15 protein-coding genes and 1 pseudogene are annotated in these 22,138 nt (G+C 47.3%); 5 read left to right on the forward strand and 11 right to left on the reverse strand.

The window, feature by feature from the left end:
* Nucleotides 1-15 precede the first annotated feature (15 nt).
* From ACIQZ3_RS04320 to ACIQZ3_RS04335, 4 genes and pseudogenes are all read right to left on the reverse strand, one after another.
* Nucleotides 16-543, reverse strand: a complete 528-nt coding sequence (locus ACIQZ3_RS04320) for a tripartite tricarboxylate transporter TctB family protein (protein WP_397390681.1) — start codon at nucleotides 541-543, stop codon at nucleotides 16-18.
* Between the two features lie 88 nt (nucleotides 544-631).
* Nucleotides 632-1,629: pseudogene (locus tag ACIQZ3_RS04325) on the reverse strand (Bug family tripartite tricarboxylate transporter substrate binding protein).
* A 186-nt stretch (nucleotides 1,630-1,815) separates the two neighbouring features.
* On the reverse strand, nucleotides 1,816-2,292 hold the full coding sequence (locus ACIQZ3_RS04330) for a DUF1854 domain-containing protein (RefSeq protein ID WP_397390683.1): 477 nt from the start codon (nucleotides 2,290-2,292) through the stop codon (nucleotides 1,816-1,818).
* Nucleotides 2,289-4,637 (reverse strand): ABC transporter ATP-binding protein, encoded by a 2,349-nt coding sequence (locus ACIQZ3_RS04335; RefSeq protein ID WP_397390685.1) that lies wholly within the window; start codon nucleotides 4,635-4,637, stop codon nucleotides 2,289-2,291. The genes ACIQZ3_RS04330 and ACIQZ3_RS04335 overlap by 4 nt, the downstream gene beginning before the upstream one ends.
* 228 nt (nucleotides 4,638-4,865) lie before the next feature.
* On the opposite strand from ACIQZ3_RS04335, the gene cphA (ACIQZ3_RS04340) reads away from it, so the two are divergent.
* Together cphA (ACIQZ3_RS04340) and cphA (ACIQZ3_RS04345) are read left to right on the forward strand one after the other, a co-directional pair.
* The gene (cphA, locus tag ACIQZ3_RS04340) at nucleotides 4,866-7,058 is read left to right on the forward strand and encodes a cyanophycin synthetase (protein WP_397390687.1); all 2,193 of its coding nucleotides are present in this window, start codon (nucleotides 4,866-4,868) and stop codon (nucleotides 7,056-7,058) included.
* Complete coding sequence (cphA, locus tag ACIQZ3_RS04345; protein ID WP_397390689.1) at nucleotides 7,059-9,629, forward strand: cyanophycin synthetase; 2,571 nt, start codon at nucleotides 7,059-7,061, stop codon at nucleotides 9,627-9,629.
* A gap of 100 nt (nucleotides 9,630-9,729) precedes the next feature.
* Here cphA (ACIQZ3_RS04345) and ACIQZ3_RS04350 read toward each other — a convergent pair whose 3' ends face one another.
* From ACIQZ3_RS04350 to ACIQZ3_RS04375, 6 genes are all read right to left on the reverse strand, one after another.
* Nucleotides 9,730-10,740 (reverse strand): class 1 fructose-bisphosphatase, encoded by a 1,011-nt coding sequence (locus ACIQZ3_RS04350; protein ID WP_397390691.1) that lies wholly within the window; start codon nucleotides 10,738-10,740, stop codon nucleotides 9,730-9,732.
* A 54-nt stretch (nucleotides 10,741-10,794) separates the two neighbouring features.
* Nucleotides 10,795-13,413 carry an aminopeptidase N gene (gene pepN, locus ACIQZ3_RS04355; RefSeq protein ID WP_397390693.1) on the reverse strand — a complete coding sequence of 873 codons (2,619 nt, stop codon included), beginning with the start codon at nucleotides 13,411-13,413 and terminating at the stop codon, nucleotides 10,795-10,797.
* A gap of 33 nt (nucleotides 13,414-13,446) precedes the next feature.
* A complete protein-coding gene (locus ACIQZ3_RS04360) occupies nucleotides 13,447-14,022 on the reverse strand; it encodes a TMEM165/GDT1 family protein (protein WP_397390695.1) in 576 nt (191 codons plus the stop codon).
* A 74-nt stretch (nucleotides 14,023-14,096) separates the two neighbouring features.
* Nucleotides 14,097-15,215, reverse strand: a complete 1,119-nt coding sequence (ald, locus tag ACIQZ3_RS04365; RefSeq protein WP_397390697.1) for an alanine dehydrogenase — start codon at nucleotides 15,213-15,215, stop codon at nucleotides 14,097-14,099.
* 10 nt (nucleotides 15,216-15,225) lie between these two features.
* Nucleotides 15,226-16,551, reverse strand: a complete 1,326-nt coding sequence (locus tag ACIQZ3_RS04370; protein WP_397390721.1) for an amino acid permease — start codon at nucleotides 16,549-16,551, stop codon at nucleotides 15,226-15,228.
* Nucleotides 16,552-16,823: 272 nt separating this feature from the next.
* Nucleotides 16,824-17,606: a ThiF family adenylyltransferase gene (locus tag ACIQZ3_RS04375; RefSeq protein WP_397390699.1), complete on the reverse strand. Its 783-nt coding sequence runs from the start codon at nucleotides 17,604-17,606 to the stop codon at nucleotides 16,824-16,826.
* 22 nt (nucleotides 17,607-17,628) lie between these two features.
* Here ACIQZ3_RS04375 and pdxH point away from each other — a divergent pair, with 22 nt between their 5' ends.
* Complete coding sequence (gene pdxH, locus ACIQZ3_RS04380) at nucleotides 17,629-18,264, forward strand: pyridoxamine 5'-phosphate oxidase (RefSeq protein ID WP_397390701.1); 636 nt, start codon at nucleotides 17,629-17,631, stop codon at nucleotides 18,262-18,264.
* Nucleotides 18,265-18,295: 31 nt separating this feature from the next.
* On the opposite strand, the gene msrA is transcribed toward pdxH, so the two are convergent.
* Nucleotides 18,296-18,868 carry a peptide-methionine (S)-S-oxide reductase MsrA gene (gene msrA, locus ACIQZ3_RS04385; protein ID WP_397390703.1) on the reverse strand — a complete coding sequence of 191 codons (573 nt, stop codon included), beginning with the start codon at nucleotides 18,866-18,868 and terminating at the stop codon, nucleotides 18,296-18,298.
* Between the two features lie 50 nt (nucleotides 18,869-18,918).
* Here msrA and ACIQZ3_RS04390 point away from each other — a divergent pair, with 50 nt between their 5' ends.
* Nucleotides 18,919-20,322, forward strand: a complete 1,404-nt coding sequence (locus ACIQZ3_RS04390) for a coniferyl aldehyde dehydrogenase (RefSeq protein ID WP_397390705.1) — start codon at nucleotides 18,919-18,921, stop codon at nucleotides 20,320-20,322.
* A gap of 242 nt (nucleotides 20,323-20,564) precedes the next feature.
* Nucleotides 20,565-22,136 carry a DEAD/DEAH box helicase gene (locus ACIQZ3_RS04395; RefSeq protein WP_397390707.1) on the forward strand — a complete coding sequence of 524 codons (1,572 nt, stop codon included), beginning with the start codon at nucleotides 20,565-20,567 and terminating at the stop codon, nucleotides 22,134-22,136.
* Nucleotides 22,137-22,138: the final 2 nt, after the last annotated feature.

The raw sequence follows: 22,138 nt of genomic DNA on the forward strand, positions 1-22,138 counted from the left end.
AATAGTTATACTTTTTTATTCCACGCCCAAGAACTCGAGTGGATTAATCCATGAGCCATGTGGCAATGGAACCTGGAACCAGTATTCGAACATCAGGTACAGGGCCGCACTCACACCAACTGACACGGCAACTGCCTTCCAAATTGGGTATTTACCTAACCACACCATGAAGATCGCGATATAGAAGGCCGAAGAAACATAGATACCAATCAATTGCACACCTAGAACAAACACAATCGCCGGCAACAAGACTGCCATTACCTGCTTAGAGGGCTCTTTTTCAACAAACGATTCTGTTTTCTTTTTCTTATTAACGATTGCAGCTTGATACAGAGTCACCGCACTGGACAACATGATGATCAAGCTAATGTAAAAGGGAAAGTAACCAGCCTCTGGACCATCAGCACCCCAGCTAGCACCCAACTTCAGACTACCAACCATTACCGTCAGACCTACAGCCAGGAATGCAATAGAGGTGATGATATCCATCGCTCTAACGCTAATCACTGAGTCTTGATTTGTATTATTTGTATGTTCAGACATTTTTATACTTTTTTAATAAAGTTAATAAACACAATTACTCAAAAAATAGGACCCCTTACTAGTGGGGTCCTATTTAGTTTCTTGAAAATTACTTAGCTAAGAAGCCAGCTTCAGTCATTAACTGCTTATGCAAAGCTTCATTTAATGTAAGCCAATTTCTGAACTCTTTACCAGTCATAAATGTCTGATTGAACGCACCATCAGCCATGAACTTCTTCCACTCTGGTGTAGCGCGTACTTTTTTGAACACATCGATATAGTAATCAACCTGCTCTTGAGTTACGCCAGGAGCCATGAAAATACCGCGCAACATGACATAGTCAGTAGGAACGCCGGCTTCTTTACAAGTTGGCACGTCATACCATGATTGGGTATCGGTAACCTTCTCTTTGTATGGCATGCGAGTGTCATCAAATACGCACAATGCGCGTAATTTGTTTGCACGCCATTGAGCAACCGCTTCAATTGGATTGTTCACAGAAGAATCAATGGATTACCAACGAGTTGCACAGCCACGTCGCCACCCCCTTTGAATGGGATGTATGTGAACTTAGCGCCAGTTGCCTTTTCAATCGCTACAGTAATGATCTGGTCTTCCGATTTAGATCCAGTACCACCCATTTTGAACTTGCCAGGACCAGCCGCCTTAGCTGCGTCGATATATTCCTTGGCAGTTTTGTAAGGCTTATCAGCGTTATCCCATAAAACAAATTGATCGAGAGCCAACATCGCTACTGGAGTCATGTCCTGCCAGTTAAATGGAACACCCGTTGCCAATGGAGTTGTGAACAAGTTTGAGAGGGTAATTACGATCTTATTTGGATCGCCCTTAGCTTCTTTCATTGCTAAGAAGCCTTCAGCTCCTGCGCCAGCACCCTTGTTCACAGAAATCACTGCCTGTTTCATCAAGTTATTTTTTGTAATGATTCCTTGGATCATGCGAGCCATCTGGTCAGCACCACCGCCAGGACCTGCAGGAATGATGAACTCAACTGGCTTGGTTGGTTCCCAAGCAGCGAAAGCGGGTGAAACACTAGCAACACCGAGGGCTAATGCGGTGGAAATCAATGCCCCCTTTAACTTCATCTTCATGAACGCTCCTCCAAAAAATTTTGTATGCCAATAGTACTTTGGCTTCTCTTTGTTATGCATGGATTTTTATCCATAACAGGGCATGAATACTTGATTGCCATCAATAATTGCCAAATGGGCAGTTAGGGGTAACACTAGCTTATTGGTAGTAACCCTATAAGGATTTTGTAGAAAAAATTCTTAGCGGAATCGATCTAAAAGCTTCTTACTCACTTTATCTAGCTGAGTGGAATCCTTGATCAAAAATTGGAGGCCATTGGAGTCAGCAATCAGAAGCGTATTGCCAGCAATTCGACGAATGTCTTCTTCACCCTTAAGGCGAATTCTGGTGGGGCCACGGTCAGTCTCGATATCCCAAATACTCGGGGTAGCAAAAGTAGATACCTTGGTGATTTTTTCGATTACAGGCATGAACTCACGAGCAGCCAACTCTTCCTCAATTAGAGCTAATTCGCCCTCCGGAATGGCAGTGACACCATCAAACCAGCACAATTCTTTACCAGACTGATCCATGATGGAGATTCCAGCGCCTGGGGCGGTAATGGGGAAGGCTCTGACTGGATAGACGCCCGTATGCCGAGTGCCAGAAGCGTCAATGAATACGAGTCGACCTAGCGCATCACGCTCTAAGGCGTGCGACTGTTGATGATGACTCATACGCCACCTCCAGTTTCTTTGGCAATCAGTTGCAGGCGCTCTTCTTCGCGTTCATTTTTGTTTTCTTCAATGCTTTCACCAATAGCGCCACCTTCAACCAACTCGGCAGCATGGCGTAACTGCGCTTGATACAAGGCGTAGTACGCGCCCTGCGCATCCATGAGCTCATCATGCGAGCCAATCTCCACAATCTCACCCTTATCAAGCACAACCAAGCGGTCTGCTTTTCTTAGGGTGGAAAGTCGATGGGCGATCGCAATCGTAGTGCGGCCCTTAACCAGATTATCTAAAGCACGCTGAATTTCTTTTTCAGTGGTGGTGTCTACCGACGAGGTGGCCTCATCCAAAATCAGAATGCTTGGATTAATTAAGAGCGCACGTGCAATTGAAATACGTTGACGCTCACCGCCCGAGAGTGATTGACCACGCTCACCCACTAATGAGTCATAACCCAGTGGTAGGCGAAGAATAAATTCATGGGCATGTGCGGCACGTGCGGCTTCAATAATTTCTTCACGAGTTGCATCCGGTTTTCCGTAAGCAATATTTTCTGCAATCGTTCCAAAGAATAAAAATGGCTCTTGTAAAACTAATCCAATACGCTTGCGATAGTCAGCAATGCCGATGCTACGAATGTCGCGCCCATCCAATGCAATAGAGCCAGCACTCACATCATAGAAGCGGCAAATTAAGTTCACTAGAGTGCTCTTACCAGAGCCGCTATGACCAACTAAACCAATCATTTCTCCAGGGGCAATATCTAGATCAATGCCTTTAGAAACCGCGCGGTTACCATACCGGAAACCCACGCCCCGCAAGGAGATGCGGCCTTTGACTTCGCCCAAGGGCGCTGGATTAATTGGCTCGGGAACGCTCGAGACATGATCCAAGATATCAAAAATGCGCTTTGCACCTGCAGCTGCTTTTTGCGTATGAGAAACGATGCGACTCATCGAATCGAGTCGAATATAGAAGCGTCCAATATAGGCAAGGAATGCAATCAATACACCAACCGTGACCTTTTGATGTGCCACCTGCCAAATACCGAAACCCCACACCACCAAGAGGCCAGCTTCAGTTAGAAGCGTGACTGTTGGAGAAAATAATCCCCATACGCGATTAACGCGATCATTGATTTGTAAATTGTGTCTATTGGAATCGACAAAACGTTTGAGCTCGCGGTCCTCTTGAGCAAAGGCTTTCACTACTCGAATACCTGGAATCGTATCAGCCAAGATATTGGTTACTTCAGACCAAACACGATCAATCTTTTCAAACCCAAAACGGAGTTTGTCTCGCACTACATGAATCATCCACACGATAAATGGCAATGGAGCCAAAGTGACCAATGCGAGCAAAGGATCAATCGACACCAAAATTGCGGCCGTCATCGTGATCATGATGACGTCGGTCGCAAAGTCCAATGCGTAAAGTGACAGAAATACGCAAATGCGGTCAGTCTCTGCGCCAATCCGCGCAATTAAGTCGCCCGTTCTTTTGCCACCGAAATACTCTAAGGATAATTTAAGTAAATGCTCAAAAGTCGTATTACGTAGATCTGCGCCGATACGCTCACTCACTAATGCGAGTAGGTAAGTCTTCCACCAACCCAAACCCCAAGCTACAATTGCCGCAGCAAACAAGGCGAACAGATACTTGCTAGCCAAATAAAAATCGATGGGATTGCCTTTTTCATATGGGATCAACACATGATCCATTAAAGGCATCGTCAGATAAGGTGGAATTAGCGTGGCGCTGGTTGACAGTAAGGTCAGGAAAAAGCCCAGTAAAAGCTCTTTTTTGTAGGGGCGAGCAAAGCGCCACAATTTAAATAAGGTCCAAGTAGATGGAGGGGCATCATCCTCTGGATCGCAAGTCGGGCAAGCATCTGAATTAGCAGGCTTAGGGCTCAAGCAAACTGGACAAACCTGTTTATCGTATTCAGAGGCCTCAGGCTCTTTAGCGGTCTGGTCACCCTGGATTAAACGCTTAAAGCTACTCTGTAGGCGCAATACCTGAGGATTAACAGCCAAGGTGAAATACCAAAGCCGCAGCAGACTGGTCTCGGACTCTAGCTTGAGGTGCCCTACTCCAGCATGATCGCCATGTAAAAGGTGCGCTCCAGAGCTAATAGACCAGAATTCTGACTCTGTGCCGTCACTCCAAAATAGACCCGATCGAATTAAGCAAAGCAGGCTTTTTTCAAAACGCATTTCCCCATCGAGATCGAGCTCAACCCATGCCAGTATTGAGTTGGTGTTTTTTACTGGGGATTGAGGTGCTTCTAAAGCGCTAGCCCAATGAGTTGGCAAGGGGGGAGCGGATAGGGAAATTTCTGGCTTCATTAGTATTTCTGGCTTCATTAGTTCTAAAAGTATAGTGGAGCTAGATTTTTTAGATTTAGTAACTCTGTCAACTTTACAGGGCAGAAAGCCGTTAGCTTAAGCAAGTAGGCTTTTTTGTGTATTTTTGCTAATTTTGTGGATTTTGAATAATTACTAGAACCAGAGAGATAGTCTGAGTCATCCCCGCCCTTACCTTCAGAAGCAGCACTGAGACCCCCCATTCCACATATGCCCCAATTACTAGATAAAACCATTGAGATCTTGAGCGTCAAGCATCTCCGCGGCCCCAATATGTGGACCTACCATCCCGTTATTGAAGTTTGGCTCGATATTGGCGAATTAGAGGATTTCCCCTCCAACCTCATTCCTGGGTTTTATGGCCGTCTTGTCAAAGCCCTCCCTAGCCTTCAAGAACATCGCTGCAGCTATGGTGAAGCTGGTGGATTCCTCAAGAGAGTTGAAGAAGGCACTTGGCCTGCTCACATCCTTGAACACCTTACACTCGAATTACAAAATTTAGCCGGCATCCCTGGCGGCTTTGGTAAAGCACGTGATGGCGATCGCCGCGGTGTTTACAAAGTCATGGTGAGCGCTATTAATGAAGAAGTGACTCTCACCGCACTCAAATATGCTCGCGATCTGTATCTTGCGCTAGCGCAAGATACTAAGGATCCTGTTACTCTTGTTAGCACCATTATTGAAGAGCTGCGCGAGCTTGGCGATGATTTATTGCTTGGACCAAGTACTGCCTGCATCGTGAATGCAGCCGAAGAACGTGGCATCCCCTCTATTCGCCTGTCTGAAGGCAACCTAGTACAACTTGGCTATGGGGCTAAACAGCGTCGCATCTGGACTGCTGAGACAGATCAAACTAGCGCAATCGCTGAAACGATTTCTCGCGATAAGGATCTCACTAAGAGTCTTTTATCTAGCGCAGGAGTCCCTACGCCTGAAGGCCGCACCGTTACTAGTGCTGATGATGCATGGGAAGCAGCACAAGATATCGGCCTACCAGTAGTGGTCAAGCCGATTGATGGCAACCATGGTCGCGGTGTATTTATTAACCTGTATACCCAGCAAGAAATTGAAGCAGCCTACGCCGTTGCAATTGATGAAGGTAGTGAAGTGTTGGTGGAGCGTCACATTATTGGCGATGAACATCGCTTGTTGGTTGTTGGCAATAAAGTGGTTGCGGCAGCTAAAGGCGAAACTATTTGGGTTACTGGTGATGGCAAACATACCGTACTTGAACTCATTCAAATTCAGATTAACTCTGATCCGCGCCGAGGAACTTCTGAGGAGCATCCACTCAACCCAGTGCGCATTGATTCCGCCGTGGAGTTAGAGCTTGCACGTCAGAAACTCACTGGCGAAAGTATTCCAGCCTTGGATCAGAAAGTACTCATTCAAAGTAATGGCAATGTTGCATTTGATGTCACCGACTTAGTTCATCCAGAAGTAGCCAGCCAAGTTGCTCTAGCCGCTCGCGTAGTGGGGCTGGAGATTGCAGGCGTTGATCTAGTTGCGCAAGACATTAGCAAACCATTAGAAGAGCAAAATGCTGCCATCGTTGAAGTGAATGCTGGCCCAGGTTTATTGATGCACTTGAAACCTGCCAGCGGCAAACCCCAACCGGTTGGCAAAGAGATTGCAAATCATCTTTTCCCGCCAGGCGCCAATTTTCGCATTCCAGTAGTTGGCATCTGCGGTGCTCGCGGTAAAACGCCTGTTGCTGAAATGATTGCCCACTTCTTGCGACTCACCAATTTGTACGTTGGATTATCTTGCAGCAAGGGCTTGTTTTTTGGTCATCGCTCAATCCAAAAGAGCAATGCTGCCAACTGGGAAAATGCCCGTCGTACTTTATTAAATCGTGCAGTTGAAGCGGCTGTTATCGAGAACAATAATCTATCTATGTTGATAGAGGGCCTAGCTTATGACCGCTGCCAAGTGGGCATTGTTTTGAACGTAGATCCAAAAGCCAACTTCCCTCAGTACGCCATCTACGACGAAGACCAAGTATTTAGCATCGTTAGGACCCAAGTGGATGTGGTCTTGCCAACTGGTGTTGCCGTTCTGAATGCGGATGACCCTATGGTGGCGAGCATGGCAGAGCTATGCGATGGTGAAGTAATCTTCTTTACTCAAGACTCTGCCTCACCCATTGCGCAAGAGCACCTTAAGAATGGTGGTCGCGCCGTATTGATTGGTAATCAACAAATTATCCTGAAGTCCGCTAAGCATGATCAAAAGAGCATTCCGGTGCCGCGCAATTCTGAGCTTAGTATTAGCGAACCATGGAAACCGATAAATCTTGGTGCTGCGATTGCTGCAGCTTGGGCTTTAGATATTCCGTTCAACGTAATTGAAGCTGGTGCTGAAACCTTTGTTTCTGACGCCAGCATTCCAGCAGGGGCTTAATTGGAAATCACCCGTATTCGCATGTTGCGCGGCCCAAATTTATGGAGCCGCCATACCGCCTTAGAGGCAATTGTTTCCTGCGACGAAACAGAACGCTCCATCGATTCAATTCCGCAGTTTGAAATCAAGATTCGTGAGCGCTTTCCTCAATTAGGCAGCATGCGTCGTGGTGGACATAATGAAATCCTCTCTCTCGCACATGCTCTAGAACATGCTGCTTTAGGTCTTCAGTCTCAAGCAGGCTGCCCAGTTACCTTTAGTCGCACTGTGCAAACTACTGAAGTCGGCATATTTCAAGTGGTGGCGGAGTACACCGAAGAAGTTGTTGGGCGCATGGCCTTTGACTTCGCCTTTGCGCTAATCCAGGCAACACTCAATGATGTGCCGTTTGATTTAACAGCCGCCCTCTCAGAATTAGAAGCTTTGTATGAAGATGTTCGTCTGGGGCCAAGCACTGGATCCATCGTGGATGCTGCCGTTCAAAGAAATATTCCCTATCGCCGCATGACTGAGGGCAGTATGGTGCAGTTTGGTTGGGGTAGCAAGCAAAAACGCATTCAAGCTGCTGAGACCAGCGATACCAGCGCAATAGCAGAAGCCATTGCACAAGATAAAGAGCTCACTAAAAATCTATTGGCAGCTGCGGGCGTATCTGTTCCGATTGGCGAAGTGGTTACGACCGCTGATGATGCGTGGCGCGCTGCCCAAAAGATTGGCGGCCCGATTGTTCTTAAGCCTAAAGACGGCAATCAAGGCAAAGGCGTTGTCGCCAACATTCAAACTGAAGCAGAGGTACGTGCAGGCTTTGTAGTTACGCAAGCCTTCGGACGTGAAACGATTGTTGAACGTTACTTACCTGGCGCTGACTATCGCTTGCTAGTGGTTGGCAATCGCCTTTCCGCTGCAGCTCGCCGCGAACCCGCTCAAGTGGTTGGTGATGGCAAGCATAGTGTTGCTGAACTAGTTGAACTAGAAAACAAAAATCCATTGCGCGGCGATGGCCATGCAACTGCATTAACCAAAATTCGTTTTGATGACATCGCTCTTGCACATTTAGCCGGCAATGGTTTAAGCCCCCAATATGTTCCCAAGACTGGTGAGCGTATCTTGCTTCGTAATAATGCCAATCTCAGCACTGGCGGCACCGCCACCGACGTGACTGATGATGTTCACCCCGATGTGGCTGCTAGTGCAATTGCAGCTGCCCAAATGATTGGGTTAGATATTGCTGGCGTCGACATTCTGTGTGAGGCGATTTACAAGCCTTTAGAGGCTCAAGGTGGCGGCATTGTTGAAGTCAATGCTGCACCAGGCTTACGCATGCATCTCAAGCCCTCGTATGGCAAGAGCCGCCCTGTTGGTGAAGATATCGTCAATATGATGTATTCATTAGGTGAGGATGGTCGCATTCCAGTGGTAGCCGTCACCGGTACCAATGGCAAGACCACTACTGTTCGCCTGATTTCTCATTTATTGAATGAGACTGGTTTACGCGTCGGCATGACAACCACCGATGGCGTATACATCAATCATCGCCTCATCGATTCTGGTGATTGCAGCGGTCCTAAGAGTGCTCGTAATGTCCTCATGCATCCCGATGTCGATGCAGCCGTATTAGAAACAGCCCGCGGCGGAATGTTACGTGAAGGCCTTGGCTTCGACCGTTGCGAAGTTGCGGTTGTGACCAATATTGGTGACGGCGACCATCTAGGCCTAAACTACGTCACTAGCGTAGAAGACCTAGCGATTCTGAAGCGGGTCATTGTGATGAACGTTGCGCCAACAGGCGCTGCAGTTCTAAACGCCGCTGATCCGATAGTTGTGAAGATGGGTGATGTTTGCACGGGTCGTGTCATTTTCTTTGCACAAAATCAACACCATCCTGTAATTGCGGCCCATCGCGCTAAGAATAAAAAAGTGATCTACTTTGATGGCGCTTATATCGTCTGCTCAAAGGGAGCGCGCGTACTCTTCCGCTTCCCTGTGAGCGAGATTCCATTGACTCAAAATGGTGTCTTAGGCTTCCAGATTGAAAATGCAATGGCCTCTATCGGGGCTGCCTGGGCTTTAGGTCTGGACGCAGAAAAGATTGCACGCGGACTTCACTCTTTTGAGAGCTCATCCAATGCGGTGCCAGGACGCTTTAATCAATTCCAACACAAAGGCGCCACTGTAATTGCTGACTATGGTCACAACCCAGATGCCATGCGTGCTTTAGCAAGCGCTATCGAGGCCATGAAGCCTAAGAAGAGTCACGTAGTTATTAGTGGTGCCGGCGATCGTCGCGATGAAGATATTCGTGATCTGACCCGCATTCTTGGCAATAGCTTTGACAATGTCATCCTCTACCAAGATCAGTGTCAACGTGGCCGTGAAGATGGAGAAGTTCTTAAGCTTCTGCAAGAAGGCTTAGTAGGTACCAAGAAAGCTAAACAGGTTAAAGAAATTACCGGTGAATTTCTCGCTATCGATACCGTCCTCAACGATTTATCTGCTGGTGATATCTGTTTGATTTTGATTGACCAAGTGGAACAATCTCTGGCCCACCTTAAGGAAAAGGTGCAACCTTAATTCTTTGATTGATTGTCAGATGACCCTTTGAAACAAAAAAGCCCGATCACTGATTGGGCTTTTTTGTTGGATCTTGCTAGCTCCGAATGCTGCAAATGCATTACACCTGAGAATGATAATGTTGCAAACGCTCAATCTCTTCCTTGGAACCCAACATGACGGAGACGCGCTCATGGAGTTCGGTAGGAACCATATCCATAATCAATTGATCACCATTGGTCGACGCTCCACCAGCCTGCTCTACCAAGAAGCTCATTGGGTTTGCCTCATACATCAGACGTAGCTTTCCTGGCTTATGCGGCTCACGTTGATCCCATGGATACATAAAGATACCGCCACGCGATAAGACGCGGTGCACATCAGCAACCATGGATGCAATCCAGCGCATATTGAAATCTTTGTCACGCTCTCCACTGACGCCAGCCAAGCACTCATCGACGTAGCGACGGACAGGCTCAGCCCAGTGGCGCATATTCGACATGTTGATAGCGAATTCTTTAGTTGAGTGAGAAATCTCTACCGCATGCTTAATTAAGACAAACTCGCCAGTTACTTTATTCAGGGTGAACATCACTACGCCATCACCTAGAGTTAGCGCCATGGTTGTTTGTGGGCCATAGACAACGTAACCGGCGGCTACCTGGTGACGGCCTGACAATAAGAAATCTGCAGTTTGCAAGGGTGCTGCAGGATCTTGTTTCTTCAGCACAGAAAAAATTGTGCCGATGGATACATTCACATCGATATTTGAAGAGCCATCTAATGGGTCAAATAGCAATAAGTAGTCGCCAGTACCTTGAACTGGGAGTGGTAACTCCATCTCTTCAGAGGCTAGACCAGCCAATGATTTACATCCCTGCACACCATCAATTAATAAGTCATTAGCAATCACATCCAGCTTTTGCTGAACTTCTCCCTGGACATTACCGGTACCAGCAGAGCCCAATAAGCCAATCAAGGCGCCTTGAGCAACTTCATGACTCAAGGTTGAGCATGTATCAGCAACTGCTAATAGCAACTCCTGTAGGCCCGCAGGAATGTCTACACCCTTCACCTTGGTAGAAGTCAGGTATTGCTTGAAATTGGTATTAAAAGTACTTGAAGTGCTCAAAAGGAGTTTCTCCGTGATGGGTTTATTTCTGTATGGACTCTATTTTGCCTTGTTCTAGCTGATTGAATTGCCTAAAGCCTTAGAAACCACTTCTTTCACATCCGCAGAGAGGGTTTCACATGCTGCAACCTGCCTTAGGGCTGACAGCATCTGCTCCTGATAAACTGGTGCAAACTGACGCCAGCGATCTAAGCCCCTGGCCAAACGAGCAGCCACTTGTGGATTGATTGGATCTAAGGCAAGAACGGATTCAGCCCAAAATGCATAACCACTACCATCCACTTGATGAAAGCTAGCGGGATTATTCATACAGAAAGCATGAATCACGCTCCGAACCCGGTTGGGGTTATTCATTTTGAAAGCTTCGTGCTCACGTAAATGCTTTACTTCACTCAAAGTGGATTCGGTATTAGCAACTGGTGGTCTACCCGATTGCAAAGCAAACCACTTATCAATCACTAAAGCATCATCAGCAAATCGGGTATAGAAATCTTCCAGACAAGCTGCAGCTGATTTGCATCCATGAATCACCAATCCAGCCAAAGCGGCGTATCGGTCAGTCATATTGTCAACATTTTGATATTGATTGACCGCCATGGGCGCCCAGATCAACGGATCGGCTTCGAGCAGCATGCTCAATGCAAGATTCTTTAAAGCACGCTTGCCAGCACTTGCTGCATCAGGATTAAATGGTCCTGGCGTTTGCATCTGCCGGTATAGGGCAGCCCACTCGATGCGCAACTCGCTGGCAATAGCGTGACGGAAGGCGCGACGTGCAGCATAAATCCGCTGAGGATCAACGCTTGCGCACTGTTCATACAGATAAGTCTCAGCAGGCAAAGTCAGCGACAACTCTTTGAACGCGGGATCCAACTCCGGATCGGTCAAGAGAGCGCGATAAGCCTCAATCAGCGCTTTATCAGGCAAGCGATTGCCCAAAATCATTTGCATTGCCAACTTCTGACCAGCCTCCCAACGATTAAACGCATCATCATCACTCGAGAACATCGTGAGTAGATCAGATTCACTTTGATCAAAACCCAAATTAATCGGGGCTGAGAAATTGCGATTGATTGATAGCACTGGGCGACTTGCCATTTGATCAAAAGTCCAAGTTTGCTGATCTTGGTTTAACTCTAATAAAGTCTCGACTTGATCATCCGCAGGAGTTAATAAACGCATCTTCAATGGAATATGAAACGGTTTGCTGTCTTTGTGTTCGGCATTTGCTGAAGGGCTTTGCGTCAAAGTAATTTGATATTGCTTTTTGTCCGCATCGTAGGACTCTTGCACCTCAACCTTAGGGGTGCCTGCTTGGCTATACCAATTCTTAAACTGGGAAAGATCACGGTCATTGGCATCCGCCATCGCCGCCAAGAAATCATCACAAGTCACCGCTTGACCATCATGACGCTTGAAGTACAAATCCATGCCTTTGCGGAAACCCTCAACACCTAATAGGGTTTGATACATGCGCACGACTTCAGCGCCCTTCTCATAGACCGTCACGGTATAAAAATTATTAATCTCTTGATACTCGTCTGGACGAATTGGATGCGCCATCGGGCCCGCATCTTCAGGGAACTGTAGTTGACGCAATAAACGCACATCCTCAATACGTTTTACCGCCCTGCCAGACTCACTACCCATTTGATCGGCAGAGAACTCTTGATCACGGAATACAGTTAAACCCTCTTTTAGAGAAAGCTGAAACCAATCTCGGCAGGTAACTCGATTGCCCGTCCAATTGTGGAAGTACTCATGGGCTACCACGCTTTCGATATTGGCGAAATCAGCATCGGTTGCAGTTTCTGCTTGAGCAAGGACATACTTGGTATTGAAAATATTGAGGCCCTTGTTCTCCATCGCGCCCATATTGAAATCACCTACCGCCACAATCATGAAGCGCTCGAGATCTAACTCGAGGCCGTAGCGTTTTTCATCCCAATGAATCGAGGCAATCAAAGAATCCATTGCATGACGGGTCTTTTTCAAGTCATGTGGCTCAACCCAAATCTGCAATAGCTTTTTTGCGCCACTACTAGCGGTGATGGTTTCTTCAATGCATTCGAGCTTTCCAGCGACTAAGGCAAATAAGTAAGACGGCTTTGGAAACGGGTCTTCCCAAACAGCGCTATGCCAACCATTCGGTAATTTTTCAGTGGCAATGAGGTTACCGTTGGAAAGCAGTACTGGATACTCTGCCTCACGAGCGCGGAGAGTTACCCGATAGCGCGCCATTACATCTGGTCTATCGAGGAAGTAAGCAATCTTTCTAAATCCCTCAGCCTCACACTGGGTGAAGAAATTTCCATTCGAGACATACAGGCCCATGAGAGAAGTATTTTTCTCAGGCACACAAACGCAGATGATCTCAACAATGAAAGCTTGCTTACCTTCATTGGGCAGCGCATGAATCGTTAACGTTTCTGGAGTCAACTCAAACTGACGGTGTGCTTCACCATTAATACACAAACTCACAAACTCCAGTTCATGACCTTGCAATACCAAAGGCGTGCCAGCTTCATGCCCAGCACCAGGAAGAACCTCTAGGCGACTCTTCACAATCGTCCTAGCAGGATCTAAAGCAATGTCTAACTCAACCTGTGAAAAGGTGTAATTGGGAGCGCGGTATTCGAGCCTGCGAAAGCTCTGTGGCAGATCAGTTTTCATAGGGCAATTTTAAGCCCCTTGGAAAATTTCGACCTAAGCCCAGATGAGGGTAGCAATACCGATGGCAATGAAGGTCACGGCAGCTATAGCATGCACCCACTTAATGGGCATACGCTTGGTAAATTTCTGCCCAATCCAGACTGCTGGAGCATTAGCCAACATCATCCCCAAAGTGGTGCCAACCGTTACTGAAAAGACATCAGAGTATTTAGCACCCAGAGCGATCGTAGCAATTTGGGTCTTATCCCCCATCTCCGCCAAGAAAAAGAGTCCAACCGTCAACATGAATACTTGAAAGGCTTTATCAACCACCTTTGACCCACCAGCATCATCAATGTGATCGGGTACTAATAGCCAAAGACCAATTCCTAAAAAGCTCAAGCCCAAGACCCACTTCAAAAGATCTGGGCTCATAAAAGTGGTTAACCAATGCCCCAGGAAGGCTGCGCAAGCATGATTGGCAATCGTCGCAATGAATATCCCACCAATAATGGCAAGCGCCTGTTTTGGATAACGCGCAGCCAGCATTAAAGAGAGTAATTGGGTTTTATCTCCCATCTCAGCGAGAGCGACCACACCAGTAGAAAGTGCTAAAGCAGATAAGTCCATACTCTGAATGATAGAGGAAAGCTTGGGAGTCTAGACTCCCAAGACATTCAATCTCCAGGACTGTATTGAAACTACTAGGCTACTAACATCTCTTCTGCCGGAACAAAGTCGACTTTCTGCGCTTTCGCTACTGGCTCAGAAGTGAGGTTACCTCGATGCACACTCAATCCATTTCGCAGATGCTGGTTATGTGAGAGGGCTTTCACCATTCCGCTGTTTGCCAAGGCCTCAATGAATGGATAAGTTGCATTCGTCAGAGCAAAAGTGGAGGTTCTAGCAACAGCTCCCGGCATATTTGCAACGCAGTAGTGCAGTACACCATCTACGATAAAGGTAGGATCTGCGTGGGTAGTGGCTTTAGATGTTTCAAAGCAGCCGCCTTGATCAATTGCCACATCCACTACTACTGCACCCGTTTTCATTTTGCGCACCATCTCTCTGGTCACTAACTTTGGAGCTGCAGCGCCAGGCAACAATACGGCACCAATCACAACATCTGCCTCACAGACTTCTAACTCCACTAAAAGTGGGTCGGCGTAAAAGGTTCTCACACGATTGCCATAGAGCATATCAATCTGTCTTAAGCAATCAATGTTGCGATCGAAAATGCAAACATCTGCACCCATACCAACCGCCATCTGTAAGGCATTGCGCCCCACTACACCTGCACCCAATATAACCACCTTTGCAGGTGCCACTCCAGGCACACCCGCCATTAAGATGCCTAAACCTCCATTTGTTTTTTCCAAATGCGAAGCCGCTGCTTGAATGGACATCCTGCCAGCAACCTCACTCATTGGAGCTAGCAACGGTAATGATCCACTACAGGAGGTAACAGTCTCATAAGCGATGCAACTCGCGCCTGAGGCAAGCAACGCCTTGGTTTGCTGTGGATCTGGCGCTAGATGTAAGTAGGTAAAGAGAATTTGCTCTTCACGTAACATCGCACACTCTTGTGGCTGAGGCTCCTTCACCTTCACCACCATCTCTGCTTTTGCAAACACCTCGGCAGCGCTATTAATCAAGGTAGCGCCAGCTAAGCGATACGATTCATCACTCAAACCAATTTGCTCACCTGCACCACGCTGGATTAAAACGGAGTGACCGTGTTTGCACAAGCCCCTCACATTACCCGGAGTTAAGCCAACACGAAATTCATTATTTTTTACTTCTTGAGGTACGCCAACAATCATTTATGTCTCCTTATTTGAATTCACAACTCAGTTTTGTTTTGCGATGTAAGCCAACGATGTAGAACATAGCCAGATACACGCCTAATAAACACGGACCTAAAACCAATGCAATCCGAGCATCCTCATGAAAGCCCATTAACACCACCACCAAGGCAATAAATGCCAATGCGAACCACGAGGAATAGGGCCACCATGGCGTGCGATATGCCAACTCAGCAGCCTGGGCTTTTGTAAGGGAGCGGCGAAATTGAATTTGGGTGAGCAAGATCGCAATCCACACCATCAATCCAACAAAGGTAACCGCAGCCATGACATACTGAAATGCTTTATCTGGTACGAAGTAATTGAGCACCACTCCAGTCATACAAACTGCTACCGTCGCCATCACCGCACGATGTGGCACACCGTACTTGGATAGCTTGGCAAATGGCGAAGGTGCATAGCCATTAACTGAGAGTGCATATAAGAGACGTCCACCGCTAAAGATACCTGCGTTGCAAGATGACAAGGCGGCAGTAATCACTACAAAGTTAATAATTCCAGCAGCTTCACGCAAACCAATTCGCTCAAACATCACAACGAATGGACTACCTTGTTGACCAACTTCATTCCAAGGGAAGATCGCCAAAATGACAAGGATTGCACCCATGTAGAAAATCAAGATGCGCCACGCCAGAGAATCAATCGCCATCGGAATAGTTTTGCGTGGGTTCTCTGCCTCACCGGCTGATAAACCAATCATCTCAATGCCAACGAAAGCAAATAAGACCATCTGCAAAGAAAGTAGCATTCCACTAATACCATTCGGGAAGAAACCTCCGTGCTGCCATAAGTTACCAAAGCCAATGGGATTCCAGTCGTTGGTGAAGCCAAAGAAAATGACTGAACCACCCAATGCAATCATGGCAACAATAGCGACTACTTTAATGAGAGCAAACCAAAACTCAAACTCGCCAAATACTTTTACGGCAATGAGATTGATTAGGCCCATCATCACAATGGAAGACAAAGCCCAGATCCACTGAGGCGCTTCAGGAAACCAAATAGTCATGTAGATGCCAACAGCAGTCACTTCAGCTATTCCAACAACAATCCAATAGGTCCAGTAACCCCATCCGACCATATAACCTGCAAGTGGCCCCACGTAAGTATTGGCATAAGCTGCAAATGAACCTGCGACCGGTTCATGCACTGCCATCTCACCCAAAGCGCGAAGGACGATGAAGGCAACGATGCCAGCCAGTAGATATCCCAACAAGATTGAAGGTCCCGCGATCTGAATCGCACTTGCCGAGCCTAGAAATAATCCAACCCCGATAGTGGACCCCAATGCCATGAGGCGAATGTGCCTCACTTTGAGGTGGCGTTGTAAACCAGTTTGTTCAGTCTGCAAAAGAGACCTCCTTTCGATTTGTCGTTGGTAAATCACCAACGAAGCAAAGTCTAGGGAGGACTGCGCATCTACACTAGGGCAGAAAAATACGAAAAGTATTTATACAAATAAATGTGCTGCGTAAGAAATAGGCAAGCTACGTAAGTACCAGCCTAATAGCGAATTAATAAATTTGGGATGACATCAGAATCCGTAATTTCCTACAGGGATACCCCTTAAGGATTTACTGGCTGATTTGAAGAAATGCATTGCTGAGCAGCAATGAGATTTAAAACTTCGGCAGCTGCAGCCAAACCACAGGCTGCAGTAACCATCACAGTGGAACCGTAACCAGAACAAGCAAGGCCACCAGTAGCAACCCCTGCACGAGGCTCGTGCGAATAGATTGCGCGAATCCCAATTTTTCTCTTCAGATTTCTAGAGAAGCCATGATCCTGTCTGAGACCTTGGCGTACTTTTGCCAGCAACGCATCTTGCTCCGTTCTAGAAAGATCGTCGCATCGCACAGAGGTAGGATCTGATTTCCCACCAGCAGCACCACACATTACTAGAGCACGCTGATTTTTATTTGCCCAAACTGCCAAAGCAATTTTGGTTTGTACCGAATCGGTTGCATCTAAAACAATCGCATTTTTAGGAATTAAAACATCAAGATTTTCTGGCTCCAAAAATGCATCATGGGTAGTGATCGTAATTTCAGGATTAATGAGCCTAATGCGATCCGTCATGGCCTGTACTTTTGCCTTGCCAAACTCGCCCTCAAGCGCATGCAACTGACGATTGGTGTTGCTTTCGGCAATGTGATCAAAATCAATTAAGACAAGATGGCCAATGGCCGTGCGAGCTAAAGCTTCAGCAGCCCAAGAACCTACCCCGCCCAATCCAGCCACGACGACTTTGGCGTGATGAAAACGCTCACGCAGCTCTGGTCCATATAGCCGTGCTACACCCCCAAAGCGACGATCTCCCACACTGTCCTCTATCTTGTCTTCTGCCATAGCTTCTCTTTATACTGAAAAAATGGACTCCATCGCTCAACTCCGCAAAAACTATACCTTTGGCCAGCTTTCAGAGACCGAGGTTCCGCCCAATCCACTGAGCTTATTTCAAGTTTGGTTTGATCAGGCCGTCAAAGCGGAATGTCCTGAACCCAACTCGATGACTTTGGCAACAGCAGATACTGCAGGCAATCCATCAGCTCGTATTGTCTTACTAAAAGGCGCTGACGAGGGAGGCTTTACCTTCTTCACCAATTACGAAAGCCAAAAAGGTAAGGATTTGGCCGCTCGCCCTCATGCTGCTTTGTTATTTCACTGGCATGAACTAGAGCGCCAGGTTCGCATCAAAGGGGTGGTTGAGCGTGTCAGCCCTATCGAGAGTGATGAATACTTCCACTCTCGCCCAGCAGCTTCCCGTATTGGGGCTTGGGCTTCGCCACAAAGTGCTGAGATTCCTAATCGCGAATTTCTCGAAGAAGCTGAAAAACGTTTCGCAGCTGATTTTGGAGATAAGCCACCAAGACCTGAGCATTGGGGCGGTTATCGCCTGCACCCTACCGAAATTGAATTCTGGCAAGGTCGACCTTCCCGCCTACATGACCGCATTCACTATCAACTCGATGGTGCTCACTGGCGTATTGCTCGCCTAGCGCCTTAATAAGGATTCAACTGCGCCTGATCTGATTTCTCTAGAGAAACTCTGGCGCAATCAGAGATTGGAACTTAGCTCTAAATTTTGCCAACTTAGGGGCAACGACTGCCATGCAGTAGCCCTGCCCCGGATGCTGACGAAAATAATTCTGGTGATAGTCCTCGGCTGGATAAATAACCGGCGCCACATCAATTTGAGTCACCACTGGATTGGAATAGATCTTCGACTCCTTCAGCTCTTTAACTACCTCATGGGCGGTTGCGCTTTGGCTATCGCTATGAGTAAAGATCACTGAACGGTATTGAGTGCCATGATCATTGCCTTGATAGTTCAAGGTAGTTGGATCATGAATAACAAAAAAGATTTCCAATAAGTCACGGTAAGAGACTTGTGCCGGATCAAAATAGACATCAACGATTTCAGCGTGTCCCGTTAGGCCTGAGCAAATAGACTCATAGTCAGGGTTTGGTATCGCTCCTCCTGCGTACCCCGAAACTACTGCGCTCACGCCTGCGATTTGCTGGTAAACCGCCTCTAAGCACCAGAAACAGCCGCCTCCCAAAGTGGCGAGTTCAAGACTGGGGTGGTTTTTGAGTATGGATTCGTTCATACCTTTATCCTAATGCCTTATTCAATCGTTTGCTTGCCCTACAAAACCCCATGTCGATAAATCGCCTCACACTCCAGTTAGATGAAATCAAGGCAGCTTATGCTGCAGAACCCAACCCTACACTAGAGGTTCGCCTTGAGCGAATTGAGCGCATTGAGCAAATGATTTCTGCCAATGAAGAAAAAATCTGCAAAGTCTTGGCCGCAGACTTTGGCATTCGCCACTCGATTGAGAGTCAACTTCTAGAAGTTCAGATGATCTATCAGGCATGCAAATATGTTCGCAAACACCTTAAAGAGTGGATGAAGCCTCAGCTAGTGACAACACCAGGATTCTTAGGCTCATCTCACGCTTGGACTCAAATGCAATCCATGGGTGTGGTTGGCATTATGACTCCTTGGAGTTACCCTGTGCAACTAGCGCTTGTTCCAGCCATCGCTGCATTTGCAGCAGGTAACCGAGTTTGGCTCAAACCATCAGAAAGAAGCTCACGTACATCTGGATTCTTAGCAACGTTAATCCAAGAATATTTTCACCCAAGCGAATTTTGCGTAAGTGTTGGTGGCACTGAAGTTGCTGAATCTTTTGCAGCGCTCCCCTTTGATCACCTCTTTTTTACGGGTTCAGGAGAGATTGGTAAGAAAGTGATGCGCGCAGCTGCAGATCACCTGACGCCCATCACCCTTGAGCTAGGCGGCAAATCCCCGGCGATTGTCGATTCCTCGGCCAAGCTAAAAGACGCTGCCGCTAGCATCATTTATGGCAAGCTGGTAAATGGCGGACAAACCTGTATTGCGCCTGATTACGCGGTAGTTCATGCAAGTGATTGCGAGGCATTTATCCAAGAGTTGCAGAATGCAGCTCAAAAACAATTCTCGAATCCAGAGGAATTGACTGGTGCGATTGACGAGCAGCAGCTAGTACGTTGGCATCAACTAGTTCAAGATGCGGTAGATCGTGGGGCACAAGCCGTCCCACTCATCCATTCTGCTGATAACACTGAGTTGCCATTCACACCGGTAGCGCTCTTAAATGTTTCTGAAGATGCACTCATCATGCAAGAAGAAATATTTGGACCCATCTTGCCAATCGTAGCAATCAACGATACCGACTCAATAATTCACTACATCAATAAACGTCCAAAGCCATTGGCCTTGTACTGGTTTGGCAAAAATAAAAAGGTGATGCAACGCATTCTGAATGAGACTTGCTCTGGCGGCGTCACCATCAACGACACCCTATTGCACGCAGCTATCGAAGACTTACCATTTGGCGGCATCGGTGCGAGCGGTATGGGTGCATATCATGGCAAAGCTGGTTTTGAGGCTTTTAGTCACCGCAAATCGGTTTTAGAAGTTCGCGGTTTCTTTGGACTCAATTTCTTACGCGGCACTAAATTAGCGAGACCACCCTATGACAAAGGTGTTGAGCGTTTATTGCGCTGGCTGCGTTAATCCGATTGCTTGTAATTAATTCGGGAAAACCCTTGTAATTAGCATCTTAAAATGCCATAATAAAAGGCTTTTTAAAGCAATTTGATTCATCGCCCCCCAGCTATATTTCAGCGATTAGTTTAGAAGTCATAAACACAACAACGCTGCCGCCTGTCTGATGGTCGATGCCTTTGACCATCACACTCAATAAAAAACAGAGAGTGTATACACGGAGACATCCCTTAAACGGGATGTGTAATAGCATGACTTTTTCTAAAGAAACTAATCCTACTGGAACTGAGTTCCAGAATTTCGCCCTCGCGGCGCCACTCCTTAAAAACGTTGCTGAGCTGGGTTATACCCAAGCCACTTCAGTGCAAGCTCAGGTTATTCCTGCTGCTCTCGCTGGTGGTGACTTATTGGTCAGCAGCCAAACTGGTAGCGGTAAAACCGCAGCCTTTTTATTGCCTTTGATTAATCAACTCATCGAAGACAACCCTAACGGCTCACCTGTACCAGGTCGCGCACAACCTAAAGTGTTAGTGCTCTGCCCTACTCGTGAATTAGCTCAACAGGTTGCCGCAGATGCAGTGAACTTAGTTCGCGGCATGAAAGGTATCCGTATTGCAACCGTCATGGGTGGCATGCCTTATGGCAAGCAAATCCAAGCACTGAAAGGTGCAATGTTAGTTGTCGCAACTCCTGGTCGCTTGCTCGACCTGACCGATAGCAAAGCAATTCGCTTAGATGATGTCAAACAACTCGTTATTGATGAAGCCGATCGCATGCTCGACATGGGATTTGCTGATGATCTCGAGGCAATTGATAAGCGTTGCGCTGCTCGCACCCAAACATTGATGTTCTCTGCAACTTTTGCACCGAAGATTATGTCTTTGGCTAATGAGTTAACTACCAACGCTAAACGTATTGAGCTTGCTCATGCTGGCGAAAAGCACGCAAACATTGAGCAGAAGCTCCACTGGGCTGACAGCATGTCACACAAACATAAATTGCTTGAGCACATTTTGGCTGATGCCTCTTTGGATCAAGCAGTGGTGTTTGCAAGCACTCAGATGGAAAGCGAAAAAATTGCTGACACCTTACGTGCCAATGGTTACGAAGCTAGCGCCTTACACGGTGCAATGCCTCAAGCTGTTCGTATGCGTCGTCTTGAGTCTTTGCGCAAAGGTCACACCAAGATTTTGGTTGCGACTGACGTAGCGGCTCGCGGTATTGACGTGCCACGTATTAGTCACGTGATTAACTTTGGCTTGCCAATGAAACCAGAAGACTATACGCATCGCATCGGTCGTACTGGTCGTGCGGGTCGTAATGGTGTTGCTATCACCTTGGTTGAACATCGTGATCGCGCCAAGATTCGTAATATCGAGCGCTTTACACAGCAAGACATCGTTGCTTCTGTTATCGCCGGCCTTGAGCCACAAGCCAAGCCTAGCTTTGGTGGTGGCGGTGGTCGCCCAGGTGGCGGTCGCTCTGGTGGTGGCTTTGGTGGTGGCAATCGCTCTGGTGGCGGTGGTGGTCGTTATGGTTCTGGTGCTCGTTCAGAGTCTCGTTCTGGTGGCGGAGGCGGTGGCAATCGCTCAGGCAATCATTTCGAATCTCGCTCTGGCGATTCCCGTCCATCCGGTGACTCACGTCCATCTGGCGATTCACGTCCTGCTGGTGGCAATCGTTTTGCTGATTCACGTCCTGCACGCTCTGGTGACTCACGTCCTACCGGTGGCAATCGCTCTGGTGACTCACGTCCGTCGGCTGGCCCACGTTTTGCTAAACCAAAAGCTGGCGGTCAACGTAGAAACTTTAGCGGTAGCTAAAA

Source organism: Polynucleobacter sp. (assembly GCF_044342855.1).
GTDB lineage: Bacteria > Pseudomonadota > Gammaproteobacteria > Burkholderiales > Burkholderiaceae > Polynucleobacter.

Bases quoted from the DNA above. Each gene is read 5' to 3' on its own strand.
- ACIQZ3_RS04330 (WP_397390683.1), bottom strand. From the start codon at position 2,292: ATGAGTCATCATCAACAGTCGCACGCCTTAGAGCGTGATGCGCTAGGT.
- cphA (WP_397390687.1), top strand. From the start codon at position 4,866: ATGCCCCAATTACTAGATAAAACCATTGAGATCTTGAGCGTCAAGCAT.
- ACIQZ3_RS04360 (WP_397390695.1), bottom strand. From the start codon at position 14,022: ATGGACTTATCTGCTTTAGCACTTTCTACTGGTGTGGTCGCTCTCGCT.
- msrA (WP_397390703.1), bottom strand. From the start codon at position 18,868: ATGAACGAATCCATACTCAAAAACCACCCCAGTCTTGAACTCGCCACT.
- ACIQZ3_RS04395 (WP_397390707.1), top strand. From the start codon at position 20,565: ATGACTTTTTCTAAAGAAACTAATCCTACTGGAACTGAGTTCCAGAAT.
- ACIQZ3_RS04335 (WP_397390685.1), bottom strand. From the start codon at position 4,637: ATGAAGCCAGAAATTTCCCTATCCGCTCCCCCCTTGCCAACTCATTGG.
- pdxH (WP_397390701.1), top strand. From the start codon at position 17,629: ATGGACTCCATCGCTCAACTCCGCAAAAACTATACCTTTGGCCAGCTT.
- ald (WP_397390697.1), bottom strand. From the start codon at position 15,215: ATGATTGTTGGCGTACCTCAAGAAGTAAAAAATAATGAATTTCGTGTT.
- ACIQZ3_RS04320 (WP_397390681.1), bottom strand. From the start codon at position 543: ATGTCTGAACATACAAATAATACAAATCAAGACTCAGTGATTAGCGTT.
- pepN (WP_397390693.1), bottom strand. From the start codon at position 13,413: ATGAAAACTGATCTGCCACAGAGCTTTCGCAGGCTCGAATACCGCGCT.
- ACIQZ3_RS04375 (WP_397390699.1), bottom strand. From the start codon at position 17,606: ATGGCAGAAGACAAGATAGAGGACAGTGTGGGAGATCGTCGCTTTGGG.
- ACIQZ3_RS04370 (WP_397390721.1), bottom strand. From the start codon at position 16,551: ATGGCATTGGGGTCCACTATCGGGGTTGGATTATTTCTAGGCTCGGCA.
- ACIQZ3_RS04390 (WP_397390705.1), top strand. From the start codon at position 18,919: ATGTCGATAAATCGCCTCACACTCCAGTTAGATGAAATCAAGGCAGCT.